A 13,167-nucleotide genomic window follows, 5' to 3' on the forward strand; every position below is an offset into this window, starting at 1 on the left:
CATGGCTCGTCTCCGCACACCCCGACGGCTGATCGCCGGCGGCCTCGCCCTGGGCGTGATCGCGGCGGGCATGCTCGTCGCAGCACCCGCGCACGCGGCATCCGTCCCCGCGGCGGAACGCTACGCAGCCGCGCGCGTTCCCGACCGCATCACCCTCACTCCCGGCGCCGATCCCACCACGCAGCAGGTCATCGCGTGGCGCACCTCGACGGATGTCGTCGACGGCATCGTCGAGTACCGCACGCTGACGGCGCAGTCCTATCCCGGCGGCGTGCAGCAGCTCCTCGCGCAGGAGCGCTCCGAGCAGACGACAGACCTGGGCTACTCCCAGTCGGTGCACACGGCGACCCTCTCCGGGCTGCAGCCCGGCGTCGCGTACATGTACCGTGTCGGCGACGGCACGAACTTCAGCGAATGGCAGGACTTCGAGACCGCCTCGACGGATGCCGACCGCTTCTCGTTCGTGTATCTCGGCGACATCCAGAACGGCATCTCGTCCGACGCGTCGCGGGTCGTCCGCAACGCGTTCCGCGACCGTCCCAACGCCGACCTGGTTCTGCAGATCGGCGACCTGGTCAACGACGCCGAGTCCGACGAGCAGTGGGGCGAGCTCTACGACGCCTTCTCATACACGCTCGGCACGCAGAACATCTTGACCACGCCTGGAAACCACGAGTACGAGGGGGGACTTTCGGAGCAGTGGCGGAACCAGTTCTCGTACCCGGCCAACGGCCCCGAGGGTGAGGGCGGCGTCTACGACGAGCTCGAGGGCACGGTGTACTTCACCGACCACAAGGGCGTCCGGTTCATCTCGCTCAACAGCAACATCGTCGACACCGAGGGTCTGAGCGTCCAGGCGGAGTGGCTCGAGAGTGTCCTCGCCGACAACCCCCAGCAATGGACGGTGGTGTACTTCCACCATCCCGTCTACTCCCTCGACGAGGGGCGCAACAATCTCGGCATCCGCCAGGCGTGGGGTCCGATCCTCGAGGAGCACGGGGTCGACCTCGTGCTGAACGGGCATGACCATGCGTACGGCCGGGGAAACCTCCTCGCGAACGAGACCGAGCTGCCCGAGGGCGCAGATCCCGAGCTGAGCCACACCGGAACCGTGTACGTGACCGCCAGCGTCGGTTCGAAGTTCTATGACGCGGGTCCTCGCCACTGGAACGAGAATGACGCCCACCTGCGCCGCCTCGTGGCCGGCATGCAGACGTACCAGGTCATCGACGTCTCGTCCGGAACGCTCCGCTTCGAGGCGCGCACCGCGGACGGTGCGTTCCTGGACGGCTTCACGATCACCAAGCAGGACGGCCAGAAGCTCGTCGTCGACGGCGTCGAGCCGCAGGTGATCGACCCGGGCACCCCGGCGCCGTGCCTCGGCTGCGACCCGGATGGACCCGACCCGACAGACCCGACGGATCCCGAGGAGCCCGCCGGCGAATTCGACTACGAGCAGACCGCTCAGCTGGGCGCCGTGATGCCCAACAGCATCGGCGGCGAGCACACCGCGGCATTGCCGGCGGGCGTCGCGTACCACCAGGCGCGTGACGTGCTGTACCTCGGCGACCAGAACGGCCGGAAGGTCTTCGAGATCGACCCCGACACCGACGAGGTGCTGCGCACGATCACATTGCCCGAGAACATCCGCGATCTCGGCATCGATGAGGAGAACGAGCTGCTCTACGTGGGTCAGCAGAACCGAAACTGGCTGGTCGTCTCGATCGCCGACGCCGACTTCGGTGCGATCAAGCGGGGGCCGTACGCGATCATCGAGTCACAGCGCTCGATGGATGTCGACCCCGTCAACGACTTCGTGTACGTCGCCGTGCCGGCACGCGGTGTGGAGGTGTTCCGTGCCTCGACCGGTGAGTCCCTCGGTGTGATCAACGGCACTGCCGACGCCTACTACGTGGCCGCCGACTCGGCCACGGGATGGGTCGTCACCACCAAGTTCCAGGGCGTGGCGGGCACCCCCGATGTGCAGGCCTTCGACGCCGTGAACGGCTTCGCCCTGAAGTGGGAGAAGGAAGTGCGCGCGGGCGCGCGTCAGGTCGACATCGACTCGGAGAGCGGTCTGCTGTACGTGGGCTACACCGGCACGTCCGCCGATCGCGGCGGCTTCTCGGTGCACAGTCTCGCCAGCGGCGAGCTGCTGGTCGACAAGGTCGGTCCGCAGTTCGGCAAGGACGGCTATGGAATCACGGTCGACGAGGAGCGCCAGCGAGTGTTCGTCGCGAACCGCGACTTCCGCCTGAACCCGCCCGGCGAGGAGCTCGAGCCCTTCGCGGTGACCGAGAGCACGCGCATCGAGCCGGAGGAGCCGACGGATCCGAGCGAGCCGTTCGCCTACGAACAGCTGGGACACCTCAGCTCGGTGATGCCCAACAGCGTCGGTGGCGAGCACACCGCGGCGTTGCCCGCGGGCGTCGCCTATGACCAGACGCGCGACGTGCTGTACCTGGGCGACCAGAACAGCCGGAAGGTCTTCGAGATCGACCCCGACACGGATGAGGTGCTGCGTGAGATGACGTTGCCCGAGAACATCCGCGATCTCGGCATCGACGAAGAGAAGCAGCTGCTCTACGTGGGTCAGCAGAACCGCAATTGGGTGGTGGTATCGATCGCCGACGCGGACTTCGGCCAGGTGGTTCGCGGGTCGTACCCGATCATCGAGTCCAACCGATCGATCGATGTCGACCCGGTGAACGACTTCGTCTACGTCGCGGTGCCAGCCCGGGGTGTCGAGGTGTTCCGCGCCTCGACGGGCGAGTCGCTCGGCGTGATCAACGGGACTGCAGATGCCTATTACGTCGCCGCCGACCCGGCGACCGGCTGGATCGTGACCACGTCGTTCACCGATGTCGAGGGCAACCCCGGCATTCAGGCGTTCGACGCCGCGAACGACTTCGCCAAGATGTGGGAGGCGGCCGTTCGCCCGGATGCGCGTCAGCTCGACATCGACTCCGGGCGCGGACTCCTCTACATCGGGTACACCGGCAGCGGCGCAACCGGCGGCGGCTTCTCCGTGCACGACCTGGAGACGGGCGCGTTGCACGTCGACAACGTGGGTCCCGAGTTCGGTCGCGACGGCTACGGCATCGCCGTCGACGAAGAACAACAGCGCGTCTTCGTCGCCAACCGCGACTTCCGCCTGAACCCTCCGGGCGAGGAGCTCGAGCCGAGGGCCGTCACGGTCAGCATCCGCACCGCGACGGAGGATCCGACGGACCCGACCGATCCCACGGACCCGACCGATCCCACGGACCCGACCGATCCCACGGATCCCACGGATCCGACGGATCCTGGCCCGGAGCCCTACACGGCCACCGCTCTCACGGCGATCCCGACAGAGACGGCCGAGGGCGCCGATGAGATCCGTCCCGTCGGCTCCGCGGTCGACCCGGCCACCGGCCTCGTCTACCTCGCGGATGAGATGCGTCCGGCGCGGGTGCATGTGATCGACCCTGAGACCGACACGATCGTGCGCACCCTCAGTGCTCCGACTCTCGATCCGGTCGAGGACGGCCTGCGCGATATCGCCTTCGACACGGAGACGGGCAACCTCACCGTCGCGTTCGGCGGCAACTGGGTGATCATGGATGCCGAGACCGGCGCGAAGGTCGCAGGACCCTTCGCCTTCTCGGGCGGCGTGCGCGGGATGGATGTCGACTTCGCGGGCGGTCGCGTGTTCGGCGGCCTCCGCGGCACCGGCTTCGACGTCCGCAACGCCGAGTCGGGTGAGCTCATCCGTCTCGTCGAGGGGCCGGCGGACGGCGGTCCCTGGCGCACGCACGGCGTCGCGTACGACGAGGTGAACGACCTCATCTACGTGAGCAACAGCGACACCGCGGGGTCGACGCAAGGAATCCGCGTCTACAGCGGTGTGGATTACTCGCTCGTCGCCACCCTCGAGACCGCCGAGGCCGACTTCCGGTCCATCGACGTCGACGCTGAGGCCGGGCTGGTCATCGTCGGCAACCAGAACACGCTCTTCGAGCAGTCCGGTGCGACGATCTACCAGGCCTCGGATCTGTCGCTCGTGCAGCGGCTGAGCGCCCACGCCTACGGCAACAAGGTCTATGGAGTGTCGATCGATACCGAGCGCGACCTACTGTTCGTGTCGGCACGCGACCGCTACCCGGCCGGGCTGATCGAGGTGACGCTGCCGACCGCGGACTGATCGCCTTCACACGTCGCCCTCGTCCTGCCAGGACGGGGGCGACGTGCGTGGATGCGGCACCCGTCGTCGAACGGCGCCGCAGAATCCCGCGGGTAGACTGGACGCCATGCCCCGCGCCCCCAAGCTCGCTTCTTTTCCGGCGATCCGCGGAGCCCTGAAGTTCTACCAGATCTGCTCGATCATCACCGGCACGATGCTGCTTCTGCTGCTCGCCGAGATGATCCTCAAGTACACGCCCATCCATGTCGAGCTCTTCGCCGGCGGCTCGGGCGGTCTGCTCTGGTTCGCACCTGTCATCGCGGGCCCGGACTGCCAGTGGTGGTCGCTGTTCGCACCCATGACGAACGCGTGCGAGATGACGTCCGTCGGCGACGGCTTCAACATCTCGCTGTTCATCCTCGTGGCGCACGGCTGGTTCTACGTCGTGTACCTCTTCTCGTGCTTCCGCGTGTGGAGCCTCATGCGGTGGCCGTTCGGTCGCTTCATCATGCTCGCGCTCGGCGGCATCGTGCCGTTCCTGTCGTTCTTCATGGAGGCGCGCGTCGCCCGCGAGGTGAGGGCCTACCTCCGGCGCCGTGAGGACGAAGAACTGCACACGCGAGCCGATCACTCTTCCCTCACCCAAACGATCCCGACGGAGAACCTGCGTTGACACAGCAGACCGAGACATCCCAGCGCCCCGTCCTCGTCGTCGACTTCGGTGCGCAGTACGCGCAGCTGATCGCCCGGCGCGTGCGCGAGGCGGGCGTGTACAGCGAGATCGTGCCGCACACCGCGACGGCCGCCGAGATCGCGGCGAAGAGCCCCGTCGGCATCATCCTCTCGGGCGGACCCTCGTCGGTCTACGAAGAGGGCGCCCCGCAGCTCGACACCGGGGTGCTCGAGCTCGGCGTCCCGACACTCGGCATCTGCTACGGCTTCCAGGTGATGGCGCAGCAGCTGGGCGGCGAGGTCGCGCACACGGGACTCCGGGAGTACGGAGCGACGGATGCCGCGGTCACGGGTGACGGCGGCGTGCTCCTGGGCGGCCAGCCGGCCGAGCAGAACGTGTGGATGAGCCACGGCGACCAGGTGTCGCGGGCACCCGAGGGCTTCGACGTGCTCGCCTCGACGTCGGCGACCCGCGTGGCCGCCTTCGCGAGCGATGAGCGCCGCCTCTACGGCGTGCAGTGGCATCCCGAGGTCAAGCACACCGACTACGGCCAGAACGTGCTCGAGAACTTCCTGCACAAGGCCGCCGGTCTTCCTGCGGACTGGAACAGCGGCAACGTCATCGCCGAGCAGGTCGAGCGCATCCAGGCCCAGATCGGGTCGGGCCGGGTGATCTCGGCACTGTCGGGCGGCGTCGACTCGGCCGTTTCGACGGCGCTCGTGCACAAGGCCGTCGGCGACCAGCTGACCGCGATCTTCGTCGACCACGGACTGCTGCGAAAGGGCGAGCGCGAGCAGGTCGAGCAGGACTATGTCGCCTCGACCGGCGTGCGGCTCATCACGATCGATGCGCGCGAGCGGTTCCTCACCGCGCTCGCCGGCGTGAGCGACCCCGAGCAGAAGCGCAAGATCATCGGACGCGAATTCATCCGCACGTTCGAAGAAGCAGAGAAGGCGCTGATCGCCGAGGCCGAGGCCGACGGTGAGCCCATCCGCTTCCTCGTGCAGGGCACGCTGTATCCCGATGTCGTCGAGTCCGGCGGCGGCGCGGGCACCGCGAACATCAAGTCGCACCACAACGTCGGCGGCCTGCCCGAAGACCTGCAGTTCGAGCTCGTCGAGCCGTTGCGCACCCTCTTCAAGGACGAGGTGCGCGCGATCGGCCGCGAGCTCGGCCTGCCGGAAGGGATCGTGGGCCGCCAGCCCTTTCCGGGCCCCGGCCTCGGCATCCGGATCGTCGGTGAGGTCACCGCTGACCGCCTCGAGATTCTGCGTGACGCCGACGCCATCGCGCGCGAAGAGCTGACCCGGGCGGGGCTCGACAACGAGATCTGGCAGTGCCCGGTCGTGCTGCTCGCCGACGTCCGCTCGGTGGGCGTGCAGGGCGACGGCCGCACCTACGGGCACCCCATCGTGCTCCGCCCGGTCTCGTCCGAAGATGCGATGACAGCCGACTGGACCCGCCTGCCCTACGACGTGCTGTCGAAGATCTCGAACCGCATCACCAACGAGGTGCGCGAGGTCAACCGCGTCGTGCTCGACGTGACCTCGAAGCCCCCGGGCACCATCGAGTGGGAATGACGACCTGACGGATGCCGCGGACTCATGTCCGCGGCATCCGTCGTCTCTCCCGCGCGGTCGCCGCGAGCGGCGCGCGGGTGCGCCCGCGGGGTAGCGCGGGCGGTGCACCGGAGGGTGGGGGAGGATAGGACCGTGACGCAGTTTCCGGATGCCGAGTACCTGATCCTCTCGAGCAGGCTCATTCCCGATCACGACGGCGGGTACGGGCTTGCGGTCCTCGCCCGGGCGCGGCAGATGGCCGCCGCCGGCGTGCACGAGGGACGCGGCCCGCTCATCCTGACGTTCGACCCCGGCACCGCGGCCGCCCACGCGCAGCACCGGCGGGCATTCGACGCGCGCGACCTGATCGTCGACTCCGAGCGCATGCGCAACCTGTTCGACGAGGCATCCGATCCCCGCGGCGGAGCCGCTGATTGGCTGCGCACCGCAGCGCGGCCTGGCGAGCCCGACCCCGCCCTGGAGTACCGCCGCGTCGACGACGCCGAAGGGCGTCCCTTGGTCGGCATCCCGGTGATCCACGGCGATCCCGATTGGCACATCACCACGGCGCCGGTCGCGGTGTACGGACCAGACGGTGCCGTGATCGGCGTGCTGACCGGGTTCGGGGAGCTGTACCGCGCGTGGCTCGAGCACGTCGTTGCGCAGTTGCGGGCGACGGGCGGCGAGAAGCCGGTCGTCGTGATCTGCGAGTCGCGGCAGCTCGGCGAGCTCATCGCCGGCTGGAGCGACCCGGGCGTGCGGCTGATCCACTCGATCCACACGATCCACCTCGAGCCGCCCTACACGCCCGATGCGCCCGTCAACGCCCTGTGGGACCGTTGGTTCAGCATGGCGGAGCGCTTCGATGCCGTGCTGTGGCTGAGCCAGTCGCAGCGCACCGACGTGGTCGAGCGGTTCGGCGACGAGGGCGTGCATCTCGTGATCCCGGCCGGCGTGCCCGCGGCCTCCTCGGTCGTGCCCGGTTCGGAGCGCGACCGGGGCCGTGTCGTCATGCTCAATCGCCTGGCGCCCGGAAAACGCGTCGACCACGCCATCCGCGCCTTCCGGTCCGTGCTGGCCTCGGTGCCTCACGCGACGCTCGACATCTACGGCGGAGGTGTCGAGCACGACCGCCTGCAGCAGCTGATCGACGAGCTGGGTCTCGGCGCGCATGTCGTGCTGCGGGGCATCACGGACGATCCGGGACGCGTGCTGGATGAAGCATCCGCGTTCCTCACCACCTCCGCGTTCGAAGGCCAAGCGCTCGCGATCGTCGAGGCGATGGTGCACGGATGCCCCGTCGTGGCGTACGACGTGCGTTACGGGCCACGCGATCACCTCGCGAACGGCGGCGGCGTGCTCGTGCCCGACGGCGACATCGACGCGCTCGCGGCGGCGATCGTCCGCGTGGTCGACGACCCCGACGAGCACGCGCGCCTCGCCCGCGAGGCCGCGCAGATGGCCCGACGCGTCGACCCCGACCGCGTCACCGAGGCGCTCGCGCAGGCCGTGCGCGACGTGCTCGCGGCGCCCTCGCGCCGGGTCTAGCCGACGGATCGACGCCGCGACTGGCCGCTGCCGACCGTCACGCTCGCGGCGAAGACCGACTCGGGTGAGGACATGTCGGTCGGAGCCTCGGCGCGCGACCTGCGAACGAGCAGCAGCGACGAGATGACGCCGAGTACGGCGATGAGTGCGGTGGCCGCGAAGGTGATGACGTAGCCGAAGGTACCGGCGTCGTAGGCCGTCTGAAGGTAGGGCTGGAAGCTCGGATCGAAGCTCTGGAAGTTCAGCCCCGTCTGCTCGGCCTGGTCCATCGCCTTGTGGAACTGCGCGTACTGCTCACTGCTGAGATCCGACAGAGACGATTCATCGACGAGCGCATGCAGGCGGGCGACGTACGAGGTCTGCAGCACGACGAAGAGCAGCGAGATCCCGAGCGCGCCGCCGAACTGCTCTGCCGTCGCCGAGACCCCCGACACCTCGCCGTGGTACTGCTTCGGAACGGAATCCAGCGACACCGGGTCGTTCACGGTCAGGACGATCGCGAGGCCCACGCCGTAAAGGAACAGCCCCGGAATGAGCGGCCCGAGCCCGCCGGCCCACACACCGAACATCAGCGCGATCGCGGAGAGGGCAAGAAGAGCGAAACCGACGACGAGCGGAGTCCGGCCGCCCGACCTGTCGTACCACCGACCGGCAAGCGGGGCGACGATGACCATCGGCAGCGTCGTCGGAAGGAGGGCGAGACCTGCCATGACGGGGTCGAGGCCGATGCTGAGGATGAGCACCAAGGGAAAGACGATCCCGAGGCCCATCTCGAGCATGCCGCCCAGGCCCTGGCTGATGGTCGCTCCGGCATAGTCCCTGTGTCTGCGCAGCAAAGCGAAATTCATCAGCGGATCGCGGATGCGACGCTCGACCACGAAGAAGGCCACCCCTGCCGCGACCGCCGCCGCGATCGGCAGGTACACCCCGGGCGAGGTCCAGCCCCACACCTGGGACTGCGTCATGCCGAACACGACGCCGACCAGGGCGATGCACAGCAGCGCCGCACCCAGGAGGTCCACGCGGGGCCGTTCTGCAGACCGGGGATCCCTCGGCACGACCAGGAGCGACATGACCAGCGCGAAGACGGCGAGCGGGACGTTGACGAGCATGACAGCCCGCCACCCGAACGCGCTTGTGAGTGCGCCGCCGATGATCGGGCCGCATGCCCCGGCCACAGCCGCTGCACCGCCGAGGGCTCCCAGCGCTCGTCCGGCCTGCTTCGCGCCGGCGACCGACGAGACGATCGCCACCGACGTCGGCAGCAGGAGGGCGCCGCCGACCCCCTGCACCGCTCGCGCCACCACCAGCAGCTCGAAGGTCGGCGCGAGTCCGGCTCCGAGTGATGCGAGCGCGAAGATGGTAGTGCCGAGGACGAACACGCGCCGCAGCCCGAACAGGTCGGCCAGCCGACCCCCGAGAACGAGGAAGCCTGCCAGTGGCAGAAGGCCCGCCGTCAGCACCCATTGCGACGCGGACGATCCCACCTGCAGCTCTTCCATCACCGAGGGCAGGGCCAACGGAATCGCGGTCTGGCTCACCAGGATGATCGCGTTGCCGATCGTCATGGCGACGATCACCATCGCCAGGTTGGGCGCGGGCGCCGAGCGGCCGGCGCCCGGACGTGGCGCAGGCGAGCGGCGGGCGCTCGGACGTGGCGCAGGCGAGCGGCGGGCGCTCGAGGCGCTCACGATCGCGTCGCCCGAGTCGACGCGGCGGTGAAGGTCACGACCGCACTCCCGGGCCCGTCACGCGAGAAGCGAGACGACCACGAACGCGAGAAGGACGACGGCGAGGATCAGATCGGTGATCGTGGGGATCCATTCCGTGGCGCTCTTGCCCTTCTTCACGAGGTGCCGCAGGCCCGCCAGCAGAAGGAAGATGCCGGCGATGGCGGCCACCGCGGGGAGCCACGAAGGAGCGAAGAAGTAGGCCACGAGGCCGGCGATGCCCATCGCGGTGTTGGCGAATCCCAGCTCCTGCACGACCTGGTTCGCGTCATCTGTCTCGATGCCCAGCAGGTTCTTCGCGGTGAACCCCGGACGGAAGATCTGGCTCAGGCCGGCGAGGAGCAGGCGGATGCCCACGCCGAAGAAGACGAACCACTTGCCCGCGACCACCAGCGGGTCTGAGCCGGGTGATGCGACCAGTTCGATGATCGTGGCGAGCAGAGGCAGGACGAACGTCGTGGCGATCACGGAGACGAGATACATGCTCGTCATGCTGGCGGACTTCTGCTGGGCGGGTCAACCGACCGGCGCTGTCGCGGTGGACCGTCCCAGGTCACGATGTCGCTCCGGCTCCGCTGTGGGCGGAGCCGCCGGGAGCGGATCCGGATGCCACGGCCGGCGCCGCGACGCAGGCTGGAGGCATGGCAGAAGAAGGCAAGATCCCGCAGTTCGGAGCCGAGGCTCGGCGCGAGCTGTACCACCAGCGCGTGCTCGTGCTCGACGGTCCGCTCGACGATGACAACGGCACCTTGCTCGCGACCCAGCTGCTGGCGCTCGCGGCGGAGGACGAGGCATCCGATATCGCCCTCTGGATCCACTCACCGGGTGGTTCGGTGCCGTCGATGCTCGCGATCCGCGACGTCATGCGGCTCATTCCGAACGATGTCGCGACGCTCGCGCTCGGCCTGGCATGCAGTGCCGGGCAGTTCCTGCTGTCGTCGGGCACCAAAGGCAAGCGGCGGGCCCTGCCTCACGCGCGCATCCTGATGCACCAGGGATCGGCCGGCATCGGCGGCTCGGCGGTCGAGGTCGAGGTTCAGGCCGACGATCTGCGGTACGTCCGCGACACCGTGCTCGGGCTCACCGCGGAAGACACGGGCCAGCCGGTCGAGCGCATCTTCGAGGACTCGCTGCACGACCGCTGGTACACGGCGACCCAGGCACTCGAGTACGGCTTCATCGACGGCATCGTCGACGACTTCTCACAGGTCGTGCCGCGACGGCGCCGGCCCGCAGGGCTCGGGGTCCCGGCTGAGCGAACGAATGAGGTGGCGGCATGAGCTCGTACACGATTCCGAACGTCGTGGCGCAGCATCCGCGCGGCGACCGCATCATGGACGTCTACTCGCACCTGCTCGCCGAGCGCGTGGTCTATCTCGGCACGGGGATCGACGCCGGCGTCGCGAACGCTCTCATCGCTCAGCTGCTTCACCTCGACGCCGACAGCCCGGAGCGCGACATCCAGCTCTACATCAACTGCGAGGGCGGCGATCCGGCCGCGATGCTCGCGATCTACGACACGATGCAGCACGTGCGGCCCGACGTCGCGACCACCGTCGTGGGCCAGGCGATCGGCGTCGGCGCCGTGATGCTCGCCGCCGGTGCGCACGGCAAGCGCTCGGTACTGCCGCACGCGCGCGTCGTGCTGCATCAGCCCGCCGGGCAGGGGCGCGGCACGATCCCCGACCTGATCCTGCAGGCCGACGAGCTGGTGCGCGTTCGCGGCGACGTCGAGGCGATCCTCTCCCGGCATACGGGACAGGATGCCGCGAAGCTGCGGGCCGATACCGACCGCGACCGCGTCTTCACCGCCGTCGACGCGGTGGCCTACGGGCTCGCCGACCACGTGCTCGAGCGCGGCGTGGCCTGAGGCGCGGGCATCGTCCTGCGGCACCCGCGGCTGCGCCCCGGCCGTCCGTACCGGCGTCGGGTGTGCGCAACTCCGGAAGAACCGGCGTCCGGGGTGCCTCACGGGGCCCTGGCTGCCGATTCTTCCGGAGTTGCGCACGGGAGCAGCGGGCGTCGCGGGGGCAGTTGTTTGCGGCAGACGCGCCGGATTGCCGCGGAGGCGCCCGTGAACCCGGAGTGCCAATGGCTCAGCCGGTGGCCGCCGAGGCGGCAGCCCTGACGGATGCCGCAGCCTCGGCGGGCGACCCGTGCCAGGGTGCGCCGTGGCCCGGCAGCACCCAGTCCGCGTCGACGTTCGCGAGTGCCGTGAGCGAAGCCAACGCCGCGGCGGGGTCGTCGGTGAACGGCGCCGGCTGCGGACCGGTGCGCCCGGTGAGCACGTGCCGCGTGGTCAGCCCGTCGCCGACGAACACGGCGCGGGCCGCCGGAACGTGGACGGCGATGCTGCCCGGCGAGTGCCCGGGCAGCCCGATCACCCGCGGCGCGCCAGGCAGATCCAGCACATCGCCGTCGGCGACCTCGGTCACCTCCGTGAGGTACGTCGTACGCACGCCGCCCTTGCGCAGCGCGTATGCGAAGAATCCGAGCGTGGGTGCCAGGCGCATACGGCCCATCTCGGTCTTGGGCTTGTCGCCGCCGCGGGCACGATCGGCATCCGCCGCGTGGACGTACACCGGCACACCGTGCTCGCGGCGCAGCCTCTCGGCGAAGCCCACGTGGTCGCTGTCGCCGTGGGTCAGCACGACGCCGCGCACGTCTGATATCGGGCGGCCGATCGCGGCCAGCTCGTCCTGCAGATCGCGCCAATGGCCGGGGAGTCCGGCGTCGATGATCGTGATGCCCTCCGGAACGTCGATCAGGTACGCGGCGACGATGTCGTTGCCGAGGCGGTGCAGGTGGGGACCGAGCTTCATGATGCCTCCTTGAGTATGGCTATGATACGTAGCTATGATGGCTTACGTCAATAGCCTTCGAGGAGGAACGGATGCCGACACCGGAACGCACGACCCTGCCCGACATCGTCGCCGCTGGCCGAGAGCTGCTGGAGACGGGCGGCACCGCCGGTCTCACGATGCAGGCGGTGGCCGAACGCGTCGGCGTGCGTGCGCCGTCGCTGTACAAGCGCGTGCGGGATCGCGATGCGCTGGTGCTGCTGGTGGCCGAAGCGACGGCGGACGAGCTGACCGGCCGGCTTGCGGCATCCGGTCTCGACATCGCCGGCCTTGCGCGCGTGTACCGGGCATTCGCGCATGAGCACCCGGAAGGCTTCCGGCTGCTCTATGCCATCGACGGGGCGTCGGAGGCGCTGGGTCGCGCGGCGGGTCCGGTCCTCGACGCGACGCGGGCGCTCGTCGGAGACGAACACGCCCTCGAGGCGGCACGGCTCGTCGTGGCGTGGGCGACCGGGTTCATCAACATGGAGCTGGCGGGCGCGTTCCGCCTCGGCGGCGACGTGGACGAAGCATTCGAGTACGGCCTCGAGCGCCTCGAAGCCGGACTGCGTGCCTGACCGCCCTCGGGTCGTTGAGCGAGCGGAGCCTCCGGCGGCGTGGGTGGGCCAGCGCTGCTCGCTCGACGCCCGGGATG

11 protein-coding genes are annotated in these 13,167 nt (G+C 69.3%); 8 read left to right on the forward strand and 3 right to left on the reverse strand.

The window, feature by feature from the left end; all coding sequences use genetic code 11:
• Position 1: 1 nt before the first annotated feature.
• The 4 genes from ACLKM7_RS18415 (at position 2) to ACLKM7_RS18430 (ending at position 7,942) form a co-directional block, all read left to right on the forward strand.
• The gene (locus ACLKM7_RS18415) at positions 2–4,183 is read left to right on the forward strand and encodes a metallophosphoesterase (RefSeq protein WP_436448751.1); all 4,182 of its coding nucleotides are present in this window, start codon (positions 2–4) and stop codon (positions 4,181–4,183) included.
• Between the two features lie 106 nt (positions 4,184–4,289).
• A complete protein-coding gene (locus tag ACLKM7_RS18420) occupies positions 4,290–4,835 on the forward strand; it encodes a DUF3817 domain-containing protein (RefSeq protein ID WP_436448752.1) in 546 nt (181 codons plus the stop codon).
• A complete protein-coding gene (gene guaA, locus ACLKM7_RS18425; protein WP_436448753.1) occupies positions 4,832–6,415 on the forward strand; it encodes a glutamine-hydrolyzing GMP synthase in 1,584 nt (527 codons plus the stop codon). The genes ACLKM7_RS18420 and guaA overlap by 4 nt, the downstream gene beginning before the upstream one ends.
• Before the next feature lie 132 nt (positions 6,416–6,547).
• Positions 6,548–7,942, forward strand: a complete 1,395-nt coding sequence (locus ACLKM7_RS18430) for a glycosyltransferase (protein ID WP_436448754.1) — start codon at positions 6,548–6,550, stop codon at positions 7,940–7,942.
• On the opposite strand, the gene ACLKM7_RS18435 is transcribed toward ACLKM7_RS18430, so the two are convergent.
• The gene (locus tag ACLKM7_RS18435; RefSeq protein ID WP_436448755.1) at positions 7,939–9,510 is read right to left on the reverse strand and encodes an MFS transporter; all 1,572 of its coding nucleotides are present in this window, start codon (positions 9,508–9,510) and stop codon (positions 7,939–7,941) included. The two genes, ACLKM7_RS18430 and ACLKM7_RS18435, sit on opposite strands and share 4 nt — an antisense overlap.
• On the opposite strand from ACLKM7_RS18435, the gene ACLKM7_RS18440 reads away from it, so the two are divergent.
• Positions 9,509–9,664, forward strand: coding sequence for a hypothetical protein (locus ACLKM7_RS18440; protein WP_436448756.1), 156 nt, complete (start codon positions 9,509–9,511; stop codon positions 9,662–9,664). The two genes, ACLKM7_RS18435 and ACLKM7_RS18440, sit on opposite strands and share 2 nt — an antisense overlap.
• A 26-nt stretch (positions 9,665–9,690) precedes the next feature.
• Here ACLKM7_RS18440 and ACLKM7_RS18445 read toward each other — a convergent pair whose 3' ends face one another.
• Positions 9,691–10,155: a DUF6790 family protein gene (locus tag ACLKM7_RS18445; protein ID WP_436448757.1), complete on the reverse strand. Its 465-nt coding sequence runs from the start codon at positions 10,153–10,155 to the stop codon at positions 9,691–9,693.
• 158 nt (positions 10,156–10,313) lie between these two features.
• Here ACLKM7_RS18445 and ACLKM7_RS18450 point away from each other — a divergent pair, with 158 nt between their 5' ends.
• Positions 10,314–10,952, forward strand: coding sequence for a ClpP family protease (locus ACLKM7_RS18450; RefSeq protein ID WP_436448758.1), 639 nt, complete (start codon positions 10,314–10,316; stop codon positions 10,950–10,952).
• Positions 10,949–11,542: a ClpP family protease gene (locus tag ACLKM7_RS18455; RefSeq protein ID WP_168912693.1), complete on the forward strand. Its 594-nt coding sequence runs from the start codon at positions 10,949–10,951 to the stop codon at positions 11,540–11,542. The genes ACLKM7_RS18450 and ACLKM7_RS18455 overlap by 4 nt, the downstream gene beginning before the upstream one ends.
• 226 nt (positions 11,543–11,768) lie before the next feature.
• On the opposite strand, the gene ACLKM7_RS18460 is transcribed toward ACLKM7_RS18455, so the two are convergent.
• Positions 11,769–12,494, reverse strand: a complete 726-nt coding sequence (locus tag ACLKM7_RS18460) for an MBL fold metallo-hydrolase (protein WP_436448759.1) — start codon at positions 12,492–12,494, stop codon at positions 11,769–11,771.
• A 71-nt stretch (positions 12,495–12,565) separates the two neighbouring features.
• Here ACLKM7_RS18460 and ACLKM7_RS18465 point away from each other — a divergent pair, with 71 nt between their 5' ends.
• Entirely contained in the window at positions 12,566–13,090 is a 525-nt protein-coding gene (locus tag ACLKM7_RS18465) for a TetR/AcrR family transcriptional regulator (protein ID WP_436448760.1), read from the forward strand.
• Positions 13,091–13,167 lie beyond the last annotated feature (77 nt).

It is taken from the genome of Microbacterium sp. I2 (assembly GCF_051364985.1).
GTDB lineage: Bacteria > Actinomycetota > Actinomycetes > Actinomycetales > Microbacteriaceae > Microbacterium.

Excerpts from the sequence above, each read along its gene's own strand:
- ACLKM7_RS18435 (WP_436448755.1), bottom strand. The coding sequence starts at position 9,510 with ATGACGATCGGCAACGCGATCATCCTGGTGAGCCAGACCGCGATTCCG.
- ACLKM7_RS18415 (WP_436448751.1), top strand. The coding sequence starts at position 2 with ATGGCTCGTCTCCGCACACCCCGACGGCTGATCGCCGGCGGCCTCGCC.
- ACLKM7_RS18420 (WP_436448752.1), top strand. The coding sequence starts at position 4,290 with ATGCCCCGCGCCCCCAAGCTCGCTTCTTTTCCGGCGATCCGCGGAGCC.
- ACLKM7_RS18460 (WP_436448759.1), bottom strand. The coding sequence starts at position 12,494 with ATGAAGCTCGGTCCCCACCTGCACCGCCTCGGCAACGACATCGTCGCC.
- ACLKM7_RS18445 (WP_436448757.1), bottom strand. The coding sequence starts at position 10,155 with ATGTATCTCGTCTCCGTGATCGCCACGACGTTCGTCCTGCCTCTGCTC.
- ACLKM7_RS18450 (WP_436448758.1), top strand. The coding sequence starts at position 10,314 with ATGGCAGAAGAAGGCAAGATCCCGCAGTTCGGAGCCGAGGCTCGGCGC.
- ACLKM7_RS18465 (WP_436448760.1), top strand. The coding sequence starts at position 12,566 with ATGCCGACACCGGAACGCACGACCCTGCCCGACATCGTCGCCGCTGGC.
- ACLKM7_RS18440 (WP_436448756.1), top strand. The coding sequence starts at position 9,509 with ATGGCGACGATCACCATCGCCAGGTTGGGCGCGGGCGCCGAGCGGCCG.
- ACLKM7_RS18455 (WP_168912693.1), top strand. The coding sequence starts at position 10,949 with ATGAGCTCGTACACGATTCCGAACGTCGTGGCGCAGCATCCGCGCGGC.